The following is a 23,311-nucleotide window of genomic DNA, read 5'->3' on the forward strand; positions in this document are numbered from 1 at the left end:
TGAGTGTCTTGAATAAAAATTAGAGCAAGAACGAAGCCCAAATAAAAAGGGCAAGAGTTAACGCAACAAATACTGCTGCTGAGCCAATATCTTTGGCTCTACCACTGAGCTCGTGCCAGTCATCGCTAACACGGTCGACAACCGCTTCTACGGCGGAATTAATGAGTTCGACGATCAATACCAAGAACAGGCTACTGATCATCAGCACTCTTTCGTATGTGGTGACAGGAAGGAAAAAAGCACAGACGGAAAGCACCAAGGCGAGAATCAATTCTTGTCTAAAAGCGGCTTCGTGTGTCCATGCGGCTTTCAATCCTTGAAATGAATAGCCGGTCGCATCCATGACACGGCGTATACCTGTTTTACCTGGCTTCAAAATATGACCTTACTATTTAAGCATTGGGATGGAACACATATCCCAGAGAGGTAACGAGATTAATCGTTACAGCGTGAAACATTTGTGAATAGAATCCATCGCGCGATAATTTAAGAAAAGTGCTTATTTAATCAAGATCGTAGACGGTATAGCCTTTGTGCTGGAGGCATTTACGCAATACGAGAGATTGAGTTTTGGTTGAATCATTTGTTCCACTCAAAGCACCAGCTCCAGCTCCTACAGCACCGCCGGCAGCAGCACCGACAGCCGCTCCACCTAATCCGTCTTCTAGCGCACCAGCAGCTGCGCCGATCAATGCGCCTGTAACTGCCCCATTAGTGGCTTCAGGTTTCGCTGCCTCTGATTTGTCGACATTTTCTGCATAGCCTTGGCAGTAAAGAAAGTCTTGTTCATATGTACTAGGGTCGACATTGGTCATGTCGACGACAGGTTTTTGGTTGTAGGCGCAAGCTGTAAGCGTAGAAGTAAGCGCCATAATCAGGATAAAAGATTTATACATGAGTACTATCCATTTAGTGTGTGAATCTTATGGATTAAATGTACACTGTTTTATTGTTGGGCTCTGTCGCTTGAGTGTATTGAAGTGTCGTCTTCTGTAAACGGGGTAGGAAGGTTAAGTTAACTGTCTGATTTTTTGAGGCTAAGTGTGAAGCAAGCTCCTCCAAGTGGGCTATGGCAAATCGAAACTTCTCCACGTTGAAGCTCCATTATCTGTCTGACAATCGCCAAACCGAGCCCAAACCCGCTCGTCTTTTTGTTGCGAGATTCATCCGCACTGTAAAATGGTTCGAATAGATGAGGCCAATGCTTTTCTTCAATACCTATGCCATCATCATGAACATTGATGAAGCAGCGGTGCTGATCGTGTTTTATCTCTACTAAAATCTGCTTATCTGCGTACCGCATTGCATTGCGCAGCAAGTTATCTAAGGCTCGCTTTAACAATTTTGGGTCAGCAAACGCAAGAACGTTTTCTGAGTTTACTTCTTGAAGCGAGATAGCGAGCGTAGTCTCTTTTTGCCATCTCTGTCGTAACTCTTTGACTAAGTTGAATAGGACGACTTCTTCTTGAGTTTGTAATGCTGTGTCAGGACGCTCCATCTTTGCGTAGTAAAGCAATTCTTCAACCATTTCTTCCATCTCGTCAATGTCTTCGACGATACTGTAAACATACTTTTTCTGTTGTTCAGTTAAGGTTGAATCCGATAACAAATCTGCTTGCCATTGTAAGCGGAAGATTGGGGTACGCAATTCATGTGCAACGGCGTTAGTTAGCATTTTATTGCTAGTGATCAAGCGAGATACTTTATCGGCCATCGTGTTAAAGCTTTTGTTTAACGTCCCAACAGACTTAGCGCTTGAGGTACTAGCTCGAGCCTTGAAGTTACCTGAGGCAAACTCAACGGTCACTCTCTCTAGCTCTCGAATCCGACGGCTTAAGAACCAGATCAACAATATGCAATACAGAGCAAATCCAGCTAAAAAGAACAACCAAACGATATTGTCATCAAAGTTGGCAGCTTTAACCACAGGACTATTCGGATTATCGCTCATTTTAAAGATAGGCGTGCTCGCATCTAGGCGGAACCAGATATCCCTTTCTTCATCGTAAGCGACGTTAACGGAGGTATCACTTTCAAACGCCTTTTTGATGTCTGTTGGAAGCTCTTCAAGCGTATGAGGCACCAACAAACGATGGCTTGATGTGGCAAATTGTTCCAACTGTTGTTGAGTATATTCTAATCCGTGTTCTTTATAGATAGGGTAGATCAGATCGTGAAAAGCTTGACCCTCATGCTCTTGTAATAGGTAGTCATAATCTGTGTTGATCTCATAAACTAAGAACTCGTATCCCCACAAGCTAGCCATAAACAGAATGATAAGGCCAACAAAGCTTTCCAGATAAATCCGTCTCATTATTCATTCCATGCATCAGGCATAAATAGGTAGCCTTTGCCGCGAACGGTAATGATTTTTTGTGGTGAGCAAGAAGCATCGCCTAGCTTCTTTCTCAGTGTCACTATGCGATTATCAATGGTGCGGTCTGTTCCATCGTATTCAATACCACGTAGTGTTTTGGTCAGCCACTCACGTGATAGTGTTTTTTCAGCATGCGTAGCAAGAACCCACAACAAATCGAACTCGCCGTCTGTCAGCGCAATTTCTTCTTGGTTCATTACGCACGATTTACGCAACCGGTTTAAACACAGAACACCAATTTGTAGGCAGTTTTCGGACTCGGTAGGCGCCGCCTCTTTTCTTCTTAATAGCATGCGAATACGAGCTAGCAATACGCGAGGTTTGATGGGTTTAGTAACAAAGTCATCTGCGCCTATTTCTAATGCGGCGACATGATCGAAGTCATCATCACTTGCTGTCAGCATCAACACTTTGCCTTTGTAGCATTCTCGGATTTGACGACATACACTCAGACCATCTTGCCCGGGTAGCATCAAATCTAACAGCACCACGTCTGGTTGTGTGTCAATAATCGCATTAGGTGCGTCCGTCCCATTGTCGATACATTTGACCTGAAAACCTTGTTCAACAAAATACTCACCCAACATAGTTTGTAATTTGGGATCGTCTTCCACAATGATTAGAGATGGTTTGATTTGTTGTGCGTTCATTTAAGTGATGTATACAATATTTAATATCAATGGAACTTAAACAAATTTACGAATTATTTCAAATAAAGCTTTCTCAGAATAAGGTTATCGGATGAGTTAATTGGATAAAATTGCCAATTAATGATTTAAATCTAATCACCTATCACATTTAGAGAGATGCAAAAAGGCGCAACATTTGCGCCTAGGTATGGAATCTTAAAGCGAAATTACCGCTTATTCGGTGGTACACACGACGCTGTTGTCGCTGCCAAATTCATTTGGAACGTAAGCATCAGCTTGTGGGTCATTTTCCCACTTCGCGTCATCGAGCAAGTAACGGAACTGAACATTCTGCGCTTTAGGTAAGCGGGTTTTAAATTTAAACTGACGACTTTTCTTCACTAATTTCATCGGTTCTGGCTGCCAGTTGTTGAAGTCTCCAGCAATTTGGACAGAGTCCCACTGATCTTTATCTAGCTCGAACGTGACTTCGACTTCATCTTTTGTCTTAAAGAATCTCTTTTTAAGCATTGATCTTTCCTTGTTCGTACAAAAACTGTTCTAACTATTACTCGTGTTTCATAATGATTTCAAGTTTTATCGAATTGTTGCTGGTATCTGATGAGGGGAGTATCCGAACGGTGAATAGTTCGTTGTGCTGGTTTCGTGTACTGAGGGATCGTTAGAGAGAAAATTCACTAGCCTAAAATGGTCAAAGAACAGAGTTTGTTAGCGAGCCGAGAGTCCGTATCTTGAAGTCAAACCGTTATCATGTATTATCTTAAATCACCATTTTCCTTGATGTAGCTATGTTGAAGTTTAACCGTACATTGTTGACTGCGATAGTTTGCTTAGTTGCTATGCTTTTGAGTAGTGTCGCTCCTGTGGCGCAGGCTTCCGTTCCGATGAAAACAATTGAAGTACGCGATCTTATTGTTCAACAGGCTGCTCTGCACAAACAACTTGGCGTCAATGACGACTGCGTAGAATCGCATCATGATGAGTCAGCCATCAATAAGGCACAACAATCTCACACGAGTTGTAGCTCTTCCTGCATGGTCAAAATTCCCGCCAACTTATCTCAAAACGACTTACTGATTCTTCCTTATAGCCTTGCTTTGATTGATAGGCCTCTAGTCGAAAAAGTAGTGACAGTGATCACCAAGCTTTATCGTCCTCCGATTGTTTAATTCCTCAACTCAAATTACTTGGGGTTTACCCCTTTTTACCAAATGAAATGATTTGGCATTTGAATGCCACAAGGAAATAAACAATGAAAAAACTACTTGCCTTATGTAGTGCACTTTTACTGACTTTTACCGCTCATGCAGCGCAATTTGAAGAAGGGAAGCACTACAAAGTTCTGGATGTAAAGAAAGCATCGAAACCTGTTGTGACGGAATTCTTTTCTTTTTATTGCCCACATTGCTACAAGTTTGAGTCTCTTATTGAGCGTTTAAAACCTGCTCTGCCAAAAGAGGCAAAGTTTGAAAAGGTACATGTGGGGTTCATGGGCGGAGATATGGCGATTCCGATGGCCAAGTCCTACGCGACGATGGTGTCGCTAGGAGTTGAAGATACAATGATTCCTGCCATGTTTGCCCAAATTCATCAAAAGCGACAAGCGCCAAAAGACGAAGCTGAGCTGAAACAACTCTTCGTTGATAATGGCGTAGAAGGTAAGAAGTTTGATGCGGCGTACAACAGTTTCGCCGTAAACTCAATGCAGAAAGGTTTTGATAAGCAATTCTCTGCCAGCACGTTAAGAGGGGTTCCGGGTGTGGTTGTGAACAATAAATACATTGTTTTGGCCAACGAAATTCGTACTTACGACGAGTACAATCAATTAGTTAATTACTTATTGACGCTGTAACTATAAATAGCATTGAAGCTTAAAAATGGCGACGGTAGAGTCGCCATTTTTTATGCTTATCACTTTCGTATTATCTAAGAACGCTTGTACATGCTTGAGCCGGAACACTAGTCATAAATATGGCATGCGGATAAAACAAGCTAGCAGCAGTGATTGCAACATTACATGGCTGAGCAATCGTGGTTTTAATCACATTGGTAAGCACAGCGCCTGTATTATTTACTGTTTGAGCGGCGGCTTGTTGTGCCTGGTAAGACACGCAACCTGTCGTTGCATTGATCATCGCAGTGCTAAACAAAAGTTTGCGAAAAAACACATTCATATCCTTTGTGAATGCTTTGAATTACTTATATGTGGATTGATTCATAAATGAAACAAAACAGTGTTCAAAATATGTGTGCATTCACGAAATGAACATTGTTTTATAAAAAGACGTTTTTTTGTGATCTTAGTACTGGACAGACCAGGTTATGAAACTAAAGCCAATCCGTGCATTACGATTACGCCGAAGGTCAGTTTGCTCCTCATTCCTTGATATCCCTTGGGCTCGGCGTCTTGTTCGACTTTCCTCACGAGCTTTTCTGCATACCAAACAGCAAGATACCCAATTGCTAAGAGTAGGGTAGCGACCGCGTAATGTTTGTGGCCCTGCAGTAATGCGCCCCAAGCCAGTAAGACAAAAAGGTTGCTGAGAATTAATACATTTCGGCTAAGGCGGTGGTAGTAATGCTCAATGCCATTACCCCAAAGGATGCCAGATAAAAAACTTAATATAACGGCGCTATATGCGATGAAAAATTGCTGACCACTTAAATTGAAGAGTGAGATGTCAGTGAAAATCAGCCCTAAACTAAACACAAATGGAACCAGGCCTAAGTAACCGAGTTGTAGCATGGTTGAGCGTGTTGTCATGGTCGTCACCTTACAATTGTTGCTCTATCATATTGGTAAGCGTAGTACTTGTCGGTGATGTGGAGCTTGGAAAAGTAGCAATAACTTTACCTTCAGAGCTAATCAGAAACTTGTAGAAGTTCCATTTTGGTTTTATGCCTGCTTGGTTAGTAATTTGGTTGAAGACTGGGTTCGCATCTACACCTAATACTGAAGAGCGAGCCATCATTGGAAAGGTTACCCCGTAATCGAGATAACAGACTTTCGCAGTGTTTGTTTCGCTTCCTCTATCTTGTCGAAAGTCATTGCTCGGGAAACCGATAACGGTGAAGTTTTGGTCTTTGTAAGTTTGATAGAGGGTTTCTAACTGTTCGAACTGAGGAGTGAAGCCGCACTGGCTTGCTGTATTGACGACTAGTAGTGTCTTTCCCTTAAAGCTTTCGCATAGATCGACTTCTTCCGTTGAGTTTAACAACCTTTGCTTACCTTGAAGAATATCAGGGCACTCAGATGCAAGAGCAAGCGAATTCATGGAGAGAAAGCTAACGAGAGCGGCGAGTTTCAGTAATCCTTTCATGGTGTTGTTCCCCTTGTTTTCAATAAGTATAACTACTCAAGTGCAAAGAGGATCGATCAAAAAAGCCGCACAAATGCGCGGCTTTTTTCAAGAGCTGAGATCTGACTATGCCAGTTTCAACTCGAACTGGTTCAGGTACATTACCATGTCTTCAATCGTCAGTACCGGCATGTTGTGCAGGCGACCGAATGCTACGATCTCCGGTGCCTTTGCCATCGTGCCATCTGGATTGGTCACTTCACAAAGTACGCCAGCGGGTTGAAGCCCTGCCATTTGCATCAGATCAATCGTACCTTCTGTGTGACCACGGCGAGTCATTACACCACCTGGACGTGCGCGCAGAGGGAATACGTGACCCGGGCGAGCAAGATCTTCCGGTTTTGCGTGCGGGTTTGCCGCCGTTTTAATGGTCGTTACGCGGTCTGCTGCTGAAACACCCGTTGTTACACCAACTTTCGCTTCAATAGAAACCGTAAATGCGGTTTGGTTTGCGCTGTTGTTGTTTACCACCATTGGAGGCAGTTCCAGTTTGTCTGCTTGAGCATCTGTTAAGCACAAACAAACGATGCCGCTACATTCGCGGATCATCAATGCCATTTGCTCGTTAGTGAGGTGCTCGACTGAATAAATGATATCGCCTTCGTTTTCGCGATCTTCATCATCAAGAAGCAGTACGCCACGGCCTTCTTTTAAAGCGATAAGTGCGTTTTCAACGCGAGTAATTGGGTCGCCGAATTCGGCAAGTAGTGATGACTGATTCATGGTTAACTCCTAAACTTCACCAGAATCAGGGCGGTATGAGAGATCGCCGTAAAATACGATCAAAAAGAAGTGCACCAGCATTCTTAGCGATCTGACTCGCTATGCTGGTGTATTCTTATTCTCTTTCATCCGGACTATAACCGTCGGCTCTGGCATCTCACCAGATCTGCTGACCTCGACGAATCGAGCGCTCGCGGGCTCACTTGAAAAAGTATACCGCCGGTGGGGAATTTCGCCCCGCCCTGAGAACAATTAAAAATGTACCACTTCATCCAAGTTGTGAAGAAGTGGAGCTAGGATAGTACTGCGAACTGAATAGCTTGGAAAGTCGATTCCATCTGTATGATGGAAAAGTGTGCTATCGACGGAAATAATCTGTGCGAATAAAGTGATCAATCTGCTGCGGCACGAAGGTGTTGTAAATCAGGCTCGTATGCGTTTGCTTCACTTCGATATGATCTTGCATACCGTCCAGTCTTGTCTCTTCTACGGTAACGGTACCGTCCGACATGGTGTTGTCATTACGGATCAACAATGGGCGAGCACCAATCGGCATCGTTCCTGCGATACTGCCGAGTTTTTGAGGTAGATCCCAAGCGTCATCATGTTTGTTTAATCCGTGGTGTGGCGAATTGCCTAAAATTGCACCCAATCCGAGATCTTGAATTCGGCCTACAATGGACGCGCCTTTAAGAGGCGAACCGATAGCGACAACATGAGAGATTAAGTTAGTGCTCGGTTTTCTGTTGGCGAGATAGCGCTTAATCATCAAGCCTCCCAAGCTGTGTCCCACGAGGACGTTTGTGGTCAGTGGATTAAGCGAATGATCAATAGAATCAAACAGTGAAGACTCATCGATAGCAACAGTGTTATAGCTGAGTACTTGCGTTTCGTATCCGAGTTTTCTCAGCTTTTGGCTAAGAGGCTGCATGACCAGCCCATGCATATAAAGACCATGTAAGATGATGATTTTCATAATACCTCCTAGATTTATGACGTCGTAATATCCTACTCTAATTGACAAGAAACTACTTGTGCTTTGTGGTGCATATTTACGTTTTGCTGCAAAGTTTGACTGCTGTAGCAAGCGACTCAGCCCAGTAAATCCTGTACTTGTTGTTGCAATTGATGACGATTTAAAGACGCAGGACTTAACACTTCACCGATTACAACATCCACTTTTGACCAAAAACGAGTCGGTCGTTTTGTGAGAGCATGTCCGCCTTTGTGGCTGAAAAAAGAACCCCAAAGCCCTTTTAACGCCATAGGGATGACAGGAACAGGGTTACGTTCAAGGATTTTTTCCACACCAGGGCGAAACTCACCCAATTGACCGTTAGACGTTAAACGACCCTCAGGGAAGATACAGACAACCTCACCGTCGTTAAGTGCTTGTTCAATCTGTTCAAATGCTCGTCGGTAAGTGTCGGCACACTTACGTGGAGAACAGATCGGGATAACACCGGCATGACGGAATACATATTTAAGAACAGGTAGCTCGCTGATGGACTTGTCCATCACAAAACGAACCGGGCGAGTAGAGGTTCCCATCAAAATCAATGCATCGACATAGCTAACATGGTTAGCCACGATTAACGCAGCACCTTGTTCAGGAATATGTTGGCGCCCCTTTACGGACACACGATACATACAATGGCTGAGTAAATAACTGATAAAGCGTTGTGTAAATTCCGGTACTTGACGATAGACATAGATCGCCACGAAAAAGTTACCTATTGCCATCATGGCAAACAGTTCCACAATAGAAAGCTCTAGTACGCTGAGTACAACGATCGAAACCAAAGCAGACACCACCATAAACAACGCATTCATGATGTTGTTAGCAGCAATGGCACGTGCACACTCCCCTTTGTTTGAACGAGATTGGATGAACGCATAAAGAGGAACAATAAAGACACCGCCGCTTACACCAACAAGGAACAGGTCAATCATGACGCGCAGATGTTTGGATTCAGCAACGAAGTTTTGCACATCATAAAAGTGCACCGGAAGTGATAGATAACTTGGGACTGCCCATAGCAAGTCGACGCCAAAGACTGTCAGACCAAGGATACCGAATGGCAAAATACCAAGCTCAACGTGGTTGAAAGAAAGTTTTTCACACAACCAAGAGCCTGTAGCGATACCAATGGAAAACAATGCCAACAGTAAAGAAACGACAGTGCTATCTGCGAACAAATGTTCGCGTGCGAAGTTAGGGAATTGAGTTAGGTAAGTCGCACCCATGAACCAAAACCAACTGATAGCTAGAATAGACATCCAAATGCCTCTCTGCTTTTTTGCCACTTTTAACGTGTCCTTTAGACCAGAAATCGGTTCAAATTTCGCTTTGTCATTCGATTGGCTAGGCATCGCTGGAATATTCACGCTGCTCATGAACCCAAGCAAAGACAAGGCAATCACGGTACAAGAAGCAATCAAGGTACCATTAGGAATGGATAGCAGCAGGCCTGCACAAAGCGTACCTATAAGAATCGAAAGGAACGTGCCCATTTCAACCCAAGCATTTCCTTTAACAAGCTCATTTGGTTTGAGCGCTTGTGGTAGCAAGGCGTATTTCACGGGACCAAAATAGGCCGATTGAGTGCCTGTCATAAACAGCAGAACCAGCATCAGCATGGCACTTTGGGTGGCAATAGCGGTTGCTGCGCAAGACATGATAGCTAGTTCGATGAGCTTTAGACGTCGGATTAATTTGGCTTTGTCCATGCAGTCAGCGACGGCACCAGCATGCGCTGAGAATAGAAAGAAAGGTAGGATGAATAAGCCTGCCGCCAAATTAACGAATAGATTGACGGATATTGGTAGGTTATCAATTTGGCTGTATGTCACCATCAATAACAGAACGTTTTTGTAGATGTTGTCATTGAGTGCGCCAAGGCATTGCGTCACAAAGTAAGGAAAAAAGCGTTTTGAGAAAAACATACGGGCCCCGATTAAACAAAGTCGAATGAGATGGGAGCACTTTATGCTCAATGAACGATTAAACCAGCTTTCTCTTTCAAGTGACGTTGTATGCCACCAAAAGTAACGAAATTCGTTACTTTCATTTCCATTCGTTTATTGAGTTACTAATTCCGAGACTTCTGAGTAGGCTTTCTTTCCCATGGTTCAAACAGAGGGAACGTCCAACGACGCATCGCAATAATCAGAGAGGTGCCGTGTTTTTCGTCCATATCGAGAGAGCTATCATTTTGGCAAGCCTGATAAAACTCATCGATGACCTTTTGCAGTTTCTGTTGTAGCTTCTTGTTGGTTGGTACACTCATCAATCCTGTTGCCATGGAGAACTTTTCATCTTCACCAGAAAAGTAGCTTTGGAAAAAGGCGTCTTGAACTTGCTGTTGGAAGAACCGTTGAATAGGGCCGCCCATCTGCCACTTAAATGTCGGAGATATACGCAAACGAATTTTGTTATTTGGCTGCAAGTCGATGATGTTCAGACGATCCAAATGAGCAAGCTTTTGCACCAGTTCAAATTCATTGAAGGTGTATTGCTGAACGATTTGCTCAAACTGATAGCCATTTACAACACAGATTGCCACGAGTAGCAGGGCTTTATCATCAACCAACTGCTTTTCTTGCTCTAACGTTAGCGACTCTAGACCTTTATTGTGCGCAGCCGCAAGCTTAAACAGGTCCGCCATTTCTAAACCAATCAATTGGCAAATGCGTTCTAAGCGTTCAAGACTAATGTGTTGACCTTCAGCGAGTAAACGTTTGACGCTTCCTTCACTTAAATCAAGGTGTTGTGCAACATCAGCATAATGCAGCCCAGCTAACTTTAGTTGGCGTTTAAGCTCTTTAATTAACGTATAGCTTTCTGACATTTACGCTGTTACCTCGTCGTGTAACTGCTCTAGGTACGTTTGCATAAAGGTTTTGCGTTTTTGCGCTTCGCGTCTTGCTGACTCTGTGTTCATAGTTTCAGCGATTTTGAATAACTTGGTCTGAAAGTGATCCAGAGTGAATTGTTTATCGTTAAGTTCACGTTCTTCGGCAAATATATCGCTGTCGTTGTAAAGTTGCGCGTTAAATTGAGTGCTGACTTGAATGCATCGCGTCACGCCAATTGCGCCTAAAGCGTCCAGACGGTCGGCATCTTGGACGATTTTGGCTTCCAACGTATTTGGCCTGATGTTTGCGCTAAAGCTGTGTGCCTCTATCGCATGAGCAATGGCATCATGATATTGCTGCGGATAATCGATACTCTCTAAAAATGCGACCGCTTTTTTGGCTGCGATGATTGAGCTCTCTTTGCGATTTGGGTGATCTTTCGGGTAAGTAAAGCAATCATGCAAATAGGCAGCCGGTAATACAATCGCGATGTCTGCATTTTCTTCTTTGCAGAGCTGTTTCGCTGTTTTGACCACGCGTTTTACGTGTTTAAGATCATGAGCTGCATCTACTTGCATCTCTTGCTGCATAAATTCCAAAAATTGCGGTTCTATCTGGCTTAATGACGTCATGGTTCATATCTACAACTAAAATGAAGTCAGAAGTATGCCCAACGCTTAGAATAATTTCCAAGTGCGATGGTGTAATTGAGATTCAGCCACCAGAACCTTGTGCAACGTTTGGTACTGAGCCGTTTTATATGGCCTTTCAATGTGTTCAGTGGTTTATGAGACAAGAATAGACAGAGCGAGCAGTGATGTTTACCAGTAGAAAAAAGGCCTGACGATGTCGTCAGGCCTTTTTCGTTTCGCCGATCTTTTTAGCGTTTGAACGTTACTTGCTCTGCTTGTTCAAGATGAATATGAGTTGTCGCAGGCTGTGTTTCTGCAATCACTTTACCGTGACGAACAGAGTAACGAACCGGCACTTGGCGACGTACTGCGTCAAAACCATTTTCTGCGGGAAGAATCAGTAAACTACCTGGTTTGCCTTCTTCAATGCCGTGCTTGTCTTGAATGTTCAGTGTACGTGCTGAATTGTTGCTGATCAGATCCAGTGAGTTGTTGATTTGGTCGTAACCCATCACCTGACACACGTGCAGACCCATATGTAGCACTTGCAGCATGTTTGCAGTGCCTAGTGGGTACCAAGGGTCAAATACATCATCGTGTCCAAAGCAGACGTTGATGTTGGCATTCAGCATCTCTTTCACTCGTGTTACGCCGCGACGTTTTGGGTAATCATCAAAACGGCCTTGTAAGTGAATGTTCACCAATGGATTTGCCACGAAGTTGATACCGGACATGCGTAATAAACGGAACAGGCGAGATGCGTATGCACCGTTGTAGGAACCCATCGCTGTGGTGTGACTGGCCGTGACTTTATTCCCCATATCAAACTTGTGCGCTAATGCTGCCAGTGTTTCAACGAAGCGAGATTGTTCGTCATCGATTTCATCACAATGCACGTCGATCAGACGGTCGTATTTTTGCGCTAATTCGAACACGTAGTGCAGCGATTCAATGCCATATTCGCGTGTGAATTCAAAGTGTGGAATCGCGCCAATCACGTCCGCACCTAATTTGACGGCTTCTTCTAGCAGCTCTTTGCCATTTGGGTAAGAGAGAATTCCTTCCTGCGGGAAGGCGACGATTTGGATATCTACCCATTCTTTCATCTCTTCACGCACTTCTACCATCGCTTTTAGGGCAATTAGGGTAGGGTCTGAAACATCGACGTGGGTACGAACGTGTTGTACGCCGTTTGCTATCTGCCATTTTAAGGTTTGTTTTGCGCGCGCTTTCACGTCTTCAATCGACAGCATTTCTTTGCGCTCAGCCCAACGTTCAATACCCTCAAACAATGTGCCAGAGATGTTCCAGCTTGGCTCGCCTGCGGTTTGAGTTGTATCTAAGTGAATGTGTGGCTCGCAGAAAGGCGCAACCGCCATACCGCCTTCAGCATCGATGATGTCACCGTTATGACTAAGCTCCACATCGTTGCTTTCAATGCGCTTGAATTGACCATCTTCAATCAAAATTTGCTGCAGACCTTCTTGTCCTTTTAGCGTTACGTTTTTGATCAGTAGTGTTGTCATGATGGTTCCTTACGCTGGCTGTGTTGCCAGTGCTTTTTTGTTGAGAATAGGATTAAGAATCAGGAAGCTAATTGCACCGCCAAGTACAGCGTTAATCGGTACTACGCCAGGAAGGAAGTGTCCTGCACCAACGCCAATCACGACAGCGATAATGCCAGCCCAGTTAACGTTTTGGAATTGGGCTGCTTCAAAGTTTGCGTAGCGTTTACGGTTCGTGAAGAAGTCAGCGATGATCACACCGCCAATCGGTGGAATTGCCAAAGATAAGAAGGTCAGCCAGCCAACAAAGTTATTGTAGAGCCAGAGAGCGCAAAGTGTGCCAACAAGACCGTTCGCCATTGAGATATATTTACTTGGTAAGCCTGTGATGTTGGAAAATCCAAGACCCGATGCGTAGAGCGCGTTGTCGTTGGTCGTCCAGATGTTCAAGCCAAGAACGATGATAGCTGGAATAAGAAGACCTTGCGCGATCATCACTTCAGAAATGTCTGATTGACCCGTCACCGACGCACCTGCCGCGCCAAAGATAAACATTAACGAGTTACCGATGAAAAACGCCACCATGGTGATCATCACGGCGCTGCGCGGCTTTTTACCAAAGCGTACGAAATCCGCCGTTAATGTACCAGCACTGACAAAAGAGCCTACAACCATCGCGAGAGCCATTGAAAAGTCGAGTGGTTCGGTTGGTTGAACTTGTTGTAGTTCGCTAATACCGCCAACGCTATTTACTGCTTCTACGACAGAGTAACCGCCAAGTAGCGCAATGGCAGGAACGGCGATTGCTGACAGCACCATCAGTGCTGAGATTCCAAAGTAAACGGTCGCGGTCATGAGCAAACCGGAGACAAGGATCAAAGTATTGGTATCGATGCCCGTTGCTTTATGCACCGGAATCGCAAACATCGCGACACCAACTCCAAACCACCCAACTTGAGTACCGCCAAGAAGAGCGGAAGGAAGCCAAGAGCCTTTAGAACCAAAAGAGAAACGAGCAAGAAGGTGAGTAGAGAGACCAGTAGAAGCGCCGATGTAACCGAGGAAAGAAGTGTAAATACCGAGGATTAGGTTACCGATGAGAACAGCGAGGAAAAAATCATTGAAGGAGAGCCCAGTACCGAGAGAACCCCCAGTCCACATACTTGCGGAGAAAAAAGTGAGTCCTAACATCACCATTGTAAGTGATGCCACGCCTTTTCTGGCCGTGTTGGGAACTGGTCCAAGACTGTAATTATTGTCTCCAGCCATTATTACCTCCGCACATTGAAATATTTAATTATAGCACCTGGTTTTCAGGCAAACGGCGCGTATTATCGTGATGTAAATTTAATAGTCAATGATAAAATTGAAATTTAAACGTTTGCTTGGTTTTTGGTTTGTATTTTTTTCTTTAATAATAATGGTTTAATTTTTAAATTCTAAAATTGAAAAATTTATTTTTACGTATTTTCTATGATTTATAGACAGGTTTTCTATGTGAAATTAGTGTTTTGAATTGCCATTTGTTTTTATGGATTAAATTTATCTATAATTCTGGATTGTTCAGTCGATTTCTATGAAAAGAAAACGATTTCATGATGGGATTTTTGGTTTGGACGTTATTTGTTCTTTTCTTGGGTGTGTTTTCTTGGTTTTATTTTATGTAGGTGATTTATTTTTGTTGAAGCTGGCATTTCTAATGGTTTAGTGGGCGAATATTTGAATTTTATAAACAGTAAACAATCTGTTGTGGGTAAGAAAAGTACAACCGAGCTCGGTCAGAGGATAAGAGGGCAATAGCCACATAAAAAAATAGCCAACCGCAAAGAGTGCGATTGGCTTATATACATGTGAACAAAATCAAGTTCACTAACAACGTCAGTTGGCTAGGTGACCCTCGGCTTAAGAAGGGTCGATTTATATAATGCAGTTACTGTGCCAACTTTAATATGCCCTAAAATACGTAGTTTCTGTGACATGCGTTGCTTAAAGTTTGAGTATGTTTGCAATTTGCAACTGCGTTATGCAATTTGACTCTATTATGCTAATGATTGATTAATAAACAATGAACCTTTTAAAGCATGACTAAACTCGCCGTTCCTAAAAAGGCGAAAAAACCGACTACATCTGTCACTGTTGTTAGAATCACCGAGCCAGCCAAAGCGGGGTCCAATTTAAACTTATCCAGAATAATGGGAATCAGCACACCAAATAAAGCTGCGGTAATAATATTGACGATAATGGCCAGCGCGATGGTTCCCCCTAGAACCGGAGATTGAAACCACAATCCGGCGAGCCCGCCGATGATTAACGCCCAAGCAATGCCGTTCAGAGAGCCAATACCCAACTCATTTTTCAAAAGCTTGAAGCGGTTACCTGGGGTGATCTGATTAAGCGCCATCGCACGAATCATTAGAGTGAGCGTTTGGCTGCCAGCAATGCCCCCCATGGATGCAACAATTGGCATGAGCACCGCCAAAGCCACCACCTGCGCAATTACATCTTCAAATAGTCCGATAGTGACAGACGCCAAAATCGCAGTAAGCAAATTGATGCCTAACCAAACACCGCGCTTTTGCGAGCTTTTTAATACTGGCGCAAACAAGTCATCGCCTTCATCCATACCTGTACCGGCCATCAAACGTGCTTCGTAGATTTCACGCTGTGTACTCAATGCAAACTGCCAATCGACTTCACCGATCAGTGTTTGGTCTGCATCAGTTACAGGGAGAGCGGGCAGTGTGCTGTGTTCTAATGCCTCTACCGCTTCAGGAAGCATCATTTTACTGTCTAGAACCGTCACAGCCTCAATAACGAGTGTTTTTAAGCGAGTATCGGGCTCACCACGTAAGATATCGAAGTAATTGACCGTTCCACGATACTGTTTATTACGATTAATCAGATATACCTGTTGAGGCGTGTCGTAGCTATAGCGCTCCATTAACTGCTTAGCTGTCCCAATCGTAATGTTGAAGGGCAGGGTGATGATCTTACGTTCAGCCCAGTGGCCGAGTTCTTCATCAGCATACTCGTTTGCTTGATCGTAAAGTTCCAACTCATCTTTTTCTATCAACGAGAGCGCTTCGTTGATGATCAACTCTGGCAACGAATCGGCCCATTCGATGAGCGACAAGTTGTCGAGTTTAGCGAGAGTGAGCTTTAGCTCGACTTCAGATAACGCATTGATGATAGAGAAACGTACGTCCGCACGCATTTCCGTTAACACGTCGATATGTAGCTCTAGTGGTAAAGCTCGCCATAAGCGAACACGATCGTCGATTGGAAAGGCTTCTAGAATCAGGGCAACCGCGCCGGGCTCGAGGCCCGCTTCAATAGATTCATTGAGCGTTGCGACTTGATCCGCTTCTTCGGCTTGGCCAATTTGCTGGATTAGAGTGGAGAGATCTTGAAACTTGCTCACCGAGTACCCCGATAGTTAATTCGTTTTATGGAAGTATGGCATGTTATTGAGATGCGCAACTATGCATCTTAACCTTGCTCAAGGTACTTGAAAGTAACAGAAAAACAATAGGCTATTCGCTGTTGATGGTGAGATATGGCTGTACCAATTGGCGAATGTTCACTTTTGCGCCAATACGGGCTGCCAGCAAGTACATTCCGCCGATTTTTCTGTGTAAAAATAGGGCATCTGCTGGTGGAGTATGCCAGTATTCTTGCTCCATGCTTAGAATGGTGCCAGCCTCGCGAAGCTTTTGTGCTAAGTCGCTGGCTTTGAAATCATAGGGCTCATCGACCAACATAGGTTCACATGCCATTTTCACTAGATCGAGAATCGCTTGGCGTTGGTCTGGAAGGATGGTTTGGCTGAAGAAGCCTATTTGTTCAAGCGCATTATTCAAGCCTTGTTCGTCATTGTTAACGACAGATGCGAAAGCTTGGCGATAACCAGTGCTGAACCGCTCGCTGTACTCGCGAGTGGCCCCGAAATCTAGCAAGCCGATTTGACGAGTGTTTTCGATATATAAGTAGTTGGCGAAATTTGGGTCGGTTTGTACCATCTTAAATTCGAACAGCTCTCGAAACAGTAATTCGAGTAGGCTGTGCATGACAAAATCCCGTGTACTCTGATCATACTGTTCGATTTGCTCAATCGGACTACCATCAATGAATTCCATCGCGAGAACGGAGTCTGAGCAACTTCCAGTATGAATCTTCGGTACGACAAAATGAGGGTGCTCCTTCAAAGCGTCATGATAACGAATGGCAAATTGCGCCTCTCGTGTGTAATCGGCCTCGTCATGTAGCTGCTTTTTCGCTTCTTCGAGTAATCCTTTGTAGTCGACAGACTCGGGAATCAACCCAACGACCTTGAGCAGTGTTCCGACATTATCGACGTCGCTATCGATACTTTTCCGTATGCCCGGATATTGCACTTTGACGGCTAGGTTATCGCCCGCATCGCTGTAGGCTTGGTGTACTTGTCCTATTGATGCACTGGCGATTGGTTTGAAGTTAAATGACAGAAACTCAGCTTTCCAATTCGTTCCTAGCGAACTTTCCATTACTGCGTTGAGTTGTTTTGCAGGCATTGGGTCTGCGTTGGAACGAAGACGGGAAAGAATATCGGCGAGTTCAGGTTCTAAAACATCACCAGCATCCATTGATAGCATTTGTCCAAGCTTCATTGCAGCGCCACGTAGGTGAGCAAGTTGGTCGGTTAAACGCGCGATGTTCTGTGGCGTCAGCAAGAGGTCTTTCGCTTTTGGTTTGTTGCCTTTGGCTATCTGCTTCGTGCCTTCTGCAATCACATTGCCTGCGACACGGGTAGCAAGTGAAGCGAACTTGCTGAATCTTGAGATGCGATGGGTAGGTAGGCTTCTTTCCTTTACCGACATGAATCTTCTCCGCTATTTACTAACTAATTGTTATACGGGAAAAGGATATGTTTGGATACAAATGAAAAGAAAACCGCCAGCGTAACTGGCGGTTTGCGAGTTTAGATAGAGTAGAAGAAGTACAGTTGAGACTTCATTCGGATGATGATCCCGCGAATCACATCTAAGAAGGCCATGAAGCCTATCGGTTTTTCACCGCTGACCCATGCGAGGCCAACAGAGCCAACAGGGATGTCGTAGCCTTCTGGCTCATCAATCTTAAGACGAACAAAGTGGTGTTTGTTCTGTAAGTTCTTTCCAGTGGTGACACGTACGGAATCATCGAAACCCAGTAGATTACCTTGTGACTCACCTGTTGCTTCAACAATGCCTTCGACGGTCGCTGAGAAGATCTTACCTGGGTAAACGGACGAAGAGAATTCCGCTGGCTGACCCGGTTTGATGTTACGAATCGCCTGGTGGTTCACTCGCATTAGTACGTACTTTTCGTTGGTGTACATGTTGATACGCGGCATCATTGATACACGCTGACCTTCACGCAGGATAAAGTTGGTGACAAAGCCATCTGTTGGGGCATGAACTTTTGTGCTATTCAAATCCCATTGCGCTTTTGCAATTTGCTCTTCAGCTTGGCGCAGTTCGGCTTGTTTAGTTTCAACTGCAAGTTCCGCTTTATGAATCGCCAGTTTTGCACGGGAAATATCGACTTGTTTCTTCTTGATTTGAGACTCAAGGGTCAACACGTTGTGACGTGCCATATCAACCGCACTCGATTGTTTGTCGATATCGCTTTCCGTGATGGTGTTGTGCACTACTCGGTTTTGCTCAACATAACGATCTAGCATTTTTTTCTGCAATTTGTAGTCAACTTTCGCCGCTTCCAACTGGCTCTTTGATGTTTCTAGATCTTGCACTAGCGCTTCGTGGTTAGCTTCTTCAATCTCGATGTCGCCTTTTGCCGTAGCTAATGCAACGCGAGCAGAATCAGCGGATACGTTCGCTTGATTTAATGCGATTTTGTATTGCGTTGGGTCAAGTTCATAAATTAGCTGACCTTCTTTAACGTTCTGATTCGGCTCAATGTAAATGTGGTCAACTTTACCTCTTACATTGGTTGAATCTGGACGCAATTGGATGTGTGGTGACTGCACGACAGAACCGCCGGATAAATCCATCGGGGTGAAGTTAATCAAACCTACCCAGACGAACATTAGCCAACCCAAGCCGCCAAGATAAGCGAACGATTTGGTTGCTTTGTTCCAAGGCATGCCAACCAAACGCAACAGATAGATGAAGAGTGCCCATACCGCTAAACCTTCTAACATTATGCTTCCTCTTTTGGCTGTGTTTCTGTTTGCGGTTTACTTTTCCATGTATCACGCAGATTGATGATGGCTTTTTCCATATCAACAAATGCAAAGATCACGGCTAGCACCCAAACCCAGTGCCAGACAAACCCTATCCAGGTCAGCGCAGTGATGAGCCCTATCTGATGATGGTCTTTGCTGTGTGCTTTATTGATAGGCAATTCATGGATTTTCCAAAAGCCGTAACACGCGCCCGCGACACTCGCAATTAAAACGACAGCAGCGACAACATGTAACGCCGTATCTGCGCCTGTACCGACAAATGGGACACTCAGTAAACTCATTAAACACTCCTCTATCAAACTGTTGGCGTATTGTGATCTGAATTTGATTTGCGGCTTTCTTTGTGACAGATTCAATCACTACAGGATTAAATTTGATGTGATTGGTTATGAAAACGGTTCGGTTTATTCGCGCGATGGGCATTCTAAACATGCATAACCTCGCGTTATCTAAATACAATTTGGACTCGGATGAGTTAGGGATCCCAGCATCGGTGTTTCGTAACCCAATGACACTGATCCCGCTAAAAGCCGTTGCGGAATGGTACCGTTGTGTTGAACAAGCCAGTTGTGACCCGGATGTGGTGTTGAGTCTCAGCCGAGGTATTGAGCTGCAAAAGCTAGGGCCAGTGGGACGCTGGTTATTCTCCGGCAATGATTTAGCCAGTACCATTCGGCGAGTGAATTATGGTGTGAGCAACCTACAATCAGGGGCGTTTTTTGCTGGCGAACAGTCGGGTAAAATCATCAAATGGACTTACCACAACCCGTTTATAGAAACGTCAGTAAAGGTGCACGATAGTATCCGCTGTGCGGTATTTATGATTAAGGTGTTACGCGAATTTCTTGGCAAAGATTACCAGCCTTTACGTGTCAAGGTTTCAGGCTCGAGAAAAAATACTGAGCGATACCGGGAATATTTCGGCTGCGAGGTGGAATGGAGTCAGCCAAAAACAGAGATATGGATCCCGGGAGATGACCGACTAGCTTCTCGCCAAGTGAGCCATCGAGAAGACAGCCGTCTAGCGATGAGTTTTTCCGATTTGGATGATTTGCTTAATATGCCCGATCCAGAAGATGAGTTGAAAGTGATTTATGAAGTGGTGAACTACAGCAGCCATTATGGATTGCCAACGTTAGAGCGCGTGTCTTCTCTGCTTGATTTATCTGAACAGCAGTTTCAACGTCGTTTGCATAAATTAGGGCTCAATTTTTCGACGGTTTCTGGCTATGTATTGAGTAATATTGCAGCTGGTTTGTTGAGTAAGCGCGTGAGTATTGATGACATTGCCACGCGCCTTGGTTACACCAATGTGGCGAGCTTCAATCGTATGTTTAAGAAACATCGTGGATTAACGCCCAAGCAGTATACGGGAAGATTAGAGAAGTAGTGCTCCACTTATCTCTATGAGTACAAGCAATAAAAGCCCTCAAAGTTGAGGGCTTTGTTATTTTTTTGTGTCGTTTTATGTGGTGGCTATTTCTTAGGACGCCAACTTAGTGCACTTGCAACAGCGCCGATGGCAATTACATCCTTTTTTTGTTCGCTAAGTTCAGGGAGCATCTGTACCGCAATGGTACCGTTCGTCTGCACTGCGGCAATTTCTTGTGTGCCCTCCTTAAAGCTATAACCCAATGGAATGTCTACCGCCATCATGGCGTCAGGACTAGTATGTACAGTTTCTACATTAAAGTGGGTGCTACCAATACGCACTACGCCTGTCTCTTTTTTCTCAAAGCTGATGTCGATGAGAGCCGATTTTGGCTCCATCGCAAACTCACCGACTTTTTTACCATCTTGAGTAATGTCACAGGTGTAAGGATCATTCCCACCAAAATCGACGCCCATGTAGTTAACCGACATACCGCCTCCAGTGCAGTTCAAAAGCCAAGTTTCCCCGCTGTCGATACGAGTCACTTCTGCGCCCATTGAACCTTCTTTGAAAGAGATACGGTTAAACCAACTTGAGTTAGAAGCACTGCGTGAATACTTGCCTTTGTACTTACCAGCAAAATCAAAATGGCCATCTGCACCGAATCCCCAAAAATCACCGTCGGTTTTGATCAGCATTTCTGGTTGTGCTTTTACGGCATCAGTACGATCCATGACGGCTAGGCCACCACAACCAACAAGGAGCAAGGGAGCGAATAGAATAAGTTTCTTCATGTTTTTCATTGTTTATAGCTTGGTTACATCTAGGGTTTGGTCGGTGAATTGGATGTTCTGAATGTCGTACAACTCGTCAGTGCCTGTACTCGGGCACTCAACAGAAACGCTCTTTGCTTTGATAACAGTACATTCCGCCAGTTTGTGTGGCACGATATAGGTGTTGATACCGCCTTCACCATAAATGCTGTTGTCTTTGCTGTTGCCTTCAAAAGTATTGTTTTGATCATTACCGATCACATTCATCGCGTCGTCGCCAATGATCTTCACTTTTGTTAGCCACTGAGATTTGTAGGTGTACGCTTCTATCAAACCGTCTTTGTTGGGAGCCATACGGAAGGTAGGTACTGTGCCTGGATTTGTCTTTTCTGTGTAGAGCTTGACGCCCGCAGAGTCGATATTCGCGGTATATTGCAAGTATCCGTGGAATAAGCCACTGATCCAATCAACGGCTTGTGGATCTTGGGTTTGCATTTCTTCACGCGTTAACGCTTGGTAGCCATCTAAACCATGTCCGTTTGCTTTTGCTACACCCATGTAAGCTTCAAAAGCGGCAGCAAAATATTCGTGAGAATATGAAGGGCCCGTTTGTTTAACACTTTCAGGATCGAAGTCGTCCGATTTCCAATCGTCCCAGTCATACTGAGTAGGGCGCCACACCGTCGGTTTGCCCGATTTAATATCGTTATAGATTGTTAACGCATGAGCTTGAATGTCATTTTGCAGTGCCGCAGTCTCCGTGTTAGGTGCAATACCTTGCGCTTGGACCAAGTGTAAAATTTCTTCAAAAGCGGCGTCTCGTTCGGCTTTTTTGCCAAGATTGGCGCAGTAATCGGCAAAATTACTCATGTAATGGCAATCGCCTTCAACTGTCAGTTCTCGATACATTAAAGATTGGCTATTCCTTAGCCAGTTTGGTGTTTCTTTACTAGTTACTAATGTTGACGCGATAGATGTGACAAGTGTATCCATATCATCTTCGTTAAGTACCATCATGCTTACAACAAACTTTTCTAGAGAACTCGTATCAAAAGAGTGTGCTAAGCCCGAGTTTGTAACTGCGTCGTTCAGTTTGTCTTGGCGAATCAGTTCGTTGATAAAGATTTTGGTTAACATCTCATCATTCTGTTCGTCGTTTTCGGTCAGCATTAGTGTAGCATCACGCTCGGCTAATGTCTTAGCGATACGAGACTTGTCAGCACCGTACTTAGAGTCTGGTTGGTTTGTGAGAAGGTGTTGGATGATTTTGGCTGCACGAAAGATTTTTTCATTATTCGCACCGTCATCAACAGCCACAATGTGAAATGTATCGTTGTTGTTTGCTTCGGAAAGGGAGATTTTCACATAGTGGGTGAAGCCCGAATCAGCAGCCACTTTTAACTTGGCTGGAAACTTTGTAGAAACGACAGTTGGGATTGTGACAGTGCTCAATGTTGGCATTGGTGGTGTTGGAGGTGTCGTTGTCGATGGTTTCGAATTAGATTCACTGCCGCCACAAGCAGTTAGACTTATCGCGCAAAATATGGCTAAAGGTGTTAATTTGGAATATCTCATTTCATGTTACTCGTAGACTTTATTAGAGCAAGAAACTTAGAAGCAACATAAAGTCCTGTCTATATAAGCAAACTAAGTCATATATGTTGATATTGTTTTTTGGTAAGACCTATTATTCGATACATTTAAAAATATAGTGGATTTTTATTCCGAATTTTATTTTCTATGTGAAGCTATATTCTGGTAATGAATAAAACCTCAGGTTATTGCATGGTTTTAGGGGTATAGAATGATTAGGATTATCGTATATGTATGGTTTGT

Annotated in this window: 24 protein-coding genes and 1 riboswitch; of the genes, 3 read left to right on the forward strand and 21 right to left on the reverse strand. The window is 44.1% G+C overall.

Annotated elements, in window-relative coordinates; all coding sequences use genetic code 11:
• Window positions 1-19: 19 nt before the first annotated feature.
• The 5 genes from R8O70_RS05875 to R8O70_RS05895 form a co-directional block, all read right to left on the reverse strand.
• On the reverse strand, window positions 20-376 hold the full coding sequence (locus R8O70_RS05875) for a diacylglycerol kinase (protein ID WP_017635149.1): 357 nt from the start codon (window positions 374-376) through the stop codon (window positions 20-22).
• 127 nt (window positions 377-503) lie between these two features.
• Window positions 504-896 (reverse strand): glycine zipper family protein, encoded by a 393-nt coding sequence (locus tag R8O70_RS05880; RefSeq protein WP_258624557.1) that lies wholly within the window; start codon window positions 894-896, stop codon window positions 504-506.
• A gap of 119 nt (window positions 897-1,015) precedes the next feature.
• Window positions 1,016-2,314, reverse strand: a complete 1,299-nt coding sequence (locus R8O70_RS05885) for an ATP-binding protein (RefSeq protein ID WP_005373675.1) — start codon at window positions 2,312-2,314, stop codon at window positions 1,016-1,018.
• The gene (locus R8O70_RS05890; protein WP_104980484.1) at window positions 2,314-3,027 is read right to left on the reverse strand and encodes a response regulator; all 714 of its coding nucleotides are present in this window, start codon (window positions 3,025-3,027) and stop codon (window positions 2,314-2,316) included. The genes R8O70_RS05885 and R8O70_RS05890 overlap by 1 nt, the downstream gene beginning before the upstream one ends.
• Before the next feature lie 213 nt (window positions 3,028-3,240).
• Entirely contained in the window at window positions 3,241-3,537 is a 297-nt protein-coding gene (locus R8O70_RS05895) for an isoamylase early set domain-containing protein (RefSeq protein WP_258624556.1), read from the reverse strand.
• A 278-nt stretch (window positions 3,538-3,815) separates the two neighbouring features.
• On the opposite strand from R8O70_RS05895, the gene R8O70_RS05900 reads away from it, so the two are divergent.
• Window positions 3,816-4,196 (forward strand): hypothetical protein, encoded by a 381-nt coding sequence (locus R8O70_RS05900; protein ID WP_192948007.1) that lies wholly within the window; start codon window positions 3,816-3,818, stop codon window positions 4,194-4,196.
• Between the two features lie 83 nt (window positions 4,197-4,279).
• The gene (locus R8O70_RS05905) at window positions 4,280-4,879 is read left to right on the forward strand and encodes a thiol:disulfide interchange protein DsbA/DsbL (RefSeq protein ID WP_005373667.1); all 600 of its coding nucleotides are present in this window, start codon (window positions 4,280-4,282) and stop codon (window positions 4,877-4,879) included.
• A gap of 70 nt (window positions 4,880-4,949) precedes the next feature.
• Here the strand turns inward: R8O70_RS05905 and R8O70_RS05910 are convergent, their stop codons facing one another.
• From R8O70_RS05910 to R8O70_RS05975, 14 genes are all read right to left on the reverse strand, one after another.
• The gene (locus R8O70_RS05910) at window positions 4,950-5,195 is read right to left on the reverse strand and encodes a hypothetical protein (RefSeq protein ID WP_033906357.1); all 246 of its coding nucleotides are present in this window, start codon (window positions 5,193-5,195) and stop codon (window positions 4,950-4,952) included.
• Window positions 5,196-5,347: 152 nt separating this feature from the next.
• Window positions 5,348-5,791: a DUF3429 domain-containing protein gene (locus tag R8O70_RS05915; protein ID WP_017819861.1), complete on the reverse strand. Its 444-nt coding sequence runs from the start codon at window positions 5,789-5,791 to the stop codon at window positions 5,348-5,350.
• Between the two features lie 10 nt (window positions 5,792-5,801).
• Window positions 5,802-6,347, reverse strand: a complete 546-nt coding sequence (locus tag R8O70_RS05920; protein ID WP_033906358.1) for a glutathione peroxidase — start codon at window positions 6,345-6,347, stop codon at window positions 5,802-5,804.
• Between the two features lie 105 nt (window positions 6,348-6,452).
• Complete coding sequence (ribB, locus tag R8O70_RS05925; RefSeq protein ID WP_005373655.1) at window positions 6,453-7,109, reverse strand: 3,4-dihydroxy-2-butanone-4-phosphate synthase; 657 nt, start codon at window positions 7,107-7,109, stop codon at window positions 6,453-6,455.
• A 113-nt stretch (window positions 7,110-7,222) separates the two neighbouring features.
• Window positions 7,223-7,363, reverse strand: a riboswitch (FMN riboswitch).
• A gap of 104 nt (window positions 7,364-7,467) precedes the next feature.
• Window positions 7,468-8,085: a cob(I)alamin adenolsyltransferase/cobinamide ATP-dependent adenolsyltransferase gene (locus R8O70_RS05930; RefSeq protein WP_005385580.1), complete on the reverse strand. Its 618-nt coding sequence runs from the start codon at window positions 8,083-8,085 to the stop codon at window positions 7,468-7,470.
• 116 nt (window positions 8,086-8,201) lie between these two features.
• On the reverse strand, window positions 8,202-10,055 hold the full coding sequence (locus tag R8O70_RS05935; protein WP_258624553.1) for an MFS transporter: 1,854 nt from the start codon (window positions 10,053-10,055) through the stop codon (window positions 8,202-8,204).
• Between the two features lie 146 nt (window positions 10,056-10,201).
• Window positions 10,202-10,960: a helix-turn-helix domain-containing protein gene (locus R8O70_RS05940; RefSeq protein ID WP_005373649.1), complete on the reverse strand. Its 759-nt coding sequence runs from the start codon at window positions 10,958-10,960 to the stop codon at window positions 10,202-10,204.
• Entirely contained in the window at window positions 10,961-11,599 is a 639-nt protein-coding gene (locus R8O70_RS05945; RefSeq protein WP_017819864.1) for an HD domain-containing protein, read from the reverse strand.
• 248 nt (window positions 11,600-11,847) lie between these two features.
• Entirely contained in the window at window positions 11,848-13,125 is a 1,278-nt protein-coding gene (locus R8O70_RS05950) for a cytosine deaminase (RefSeq protein ID WP_053349282.1), read from the reverse strand.
• Window positions 13,126-13,134: 9 nt separating this feature from the next.
• Window positions 13,135-14,373, reverse strand: coding sequence for a cytosine permease (gene codB, locus R8O70_RS05955; RefSeq protein WP_170896911.1), 1,239 nt, complete (start codon window positions 14,371-14,373; stop codon window positions 13,135-13,137).
• Window positions 14,374-15,178: 805 nt separating this feature from the next.
• Window positions 15,179-16,525 carry a magnesium transporter gene (locus tag R8O70_RS05960; RefSeq protein ID WP_258624551.1) on the reverse strand — a complete coding sequence of 449 codons (1,347 nt, stop codon included), beginning with the start codon at window positions 16,523-16,525 and terminating at the stop codon, window positions 15,179-15,181.
• Window positions 16,526-16,637: 112 nt separating this feature from the next.
• Window positions 16,638-17,960: an ABC1 kinase family protein gene (locus R8O70_RS05965; RefSeq protein ID WP_258624549.1), complete on the reverse strand. Its 1,323-nt coding sequence runs from the start codon at window positions 17,958-17,960 to the stop codon at window positions 16,638-16,640.
• 101 nt (window positions 17,961-18,061) lie between these two features.
• Window positions 18,062-19,285 carry an HlyD family secretion protein gene (locus R8O70_RS05970; protein ID WP_318184084.1) on the reverse strand — a complete coding sequence of 408 codons (1,224 nt, stop codon included), beginning with the start codon at window positions 19,283-19,285 and terminating at the stop codon, window positions 18,062-18,064.
• On the reverse strand, window positions 19,285-19,611 hold the full coding sequence (locus tag R8O70_RS05975; RefSeq protein ID WP_017635162.1) for an MFS transporter: 327 nt from the start codon (window positions 19,609-19,611) through the stop codon (window positions 19,285-19,287). Before R8O70_RS05975 ends, R8O70_RS05970 begins: the two co-directional genes overlap by 1 nt.
• Window positions 19,612-19,718: 107 nt before the next feature.
• On the opposite strand from R8O70_RS05975, the gene R8O70_RS05980 reads away from it, so the two are divergent.
• Window positions 19,719-20,720, forward strand: coding sequence for an AraC family transcriptional regulator (locus R8O70_RS05980; RefSeq protein ID WP_258477209.1), 1,002 nt, complete (start codon window positions 19,719-19,721; stop codon window positions 20,718-20,720).
• Between the two features lie 86 nt (window positions 20,721-20,806).
• Here the strand turns inward: R8O70_RS05980 and R8O70_RS05985 are convergent, their stop codons facing one another.
• Both R8O70_RS05985 and R8O70_RS05990 read right to left on the reverse strand, forming a co-directional pair.
• Window positions 20,807-21,496, reverse strand: coding sequence for a hypothetical protein (locus tag R8O70_RS05985; RefSeq protein WP_080276951.1), 690 nt, complete (start codon window positions 21,494-21,496; stop codon window positions 20,807-20,809).
• Window positions 21,497-21,508: 12 nt separating this feature from the next.
• The gene (locus tag R8O70_RS05990) at window positions 21,509-23,050 is read right to left on the reverse strand and encodes a hypothetical protein (protein ID WP_258624546.1); all 1,542 of its coding nucleotides are present in this window, start codon (window positions 23,048-23,050) and stop codon (window positions 21,509-21,511) included.
• Window positions 23,051-23,311: the final 261 nt, after the last annotated feature.

Source organism: Vibrio sp. 779(2023) (assembly GCF_033344285.1).
Lineage (GTDB): Bacteria > Pseudomonadota > Gammaproteobacteria > Enterobacterales > Vibrionaceae > Vibrio > Vibrio alginolyticus.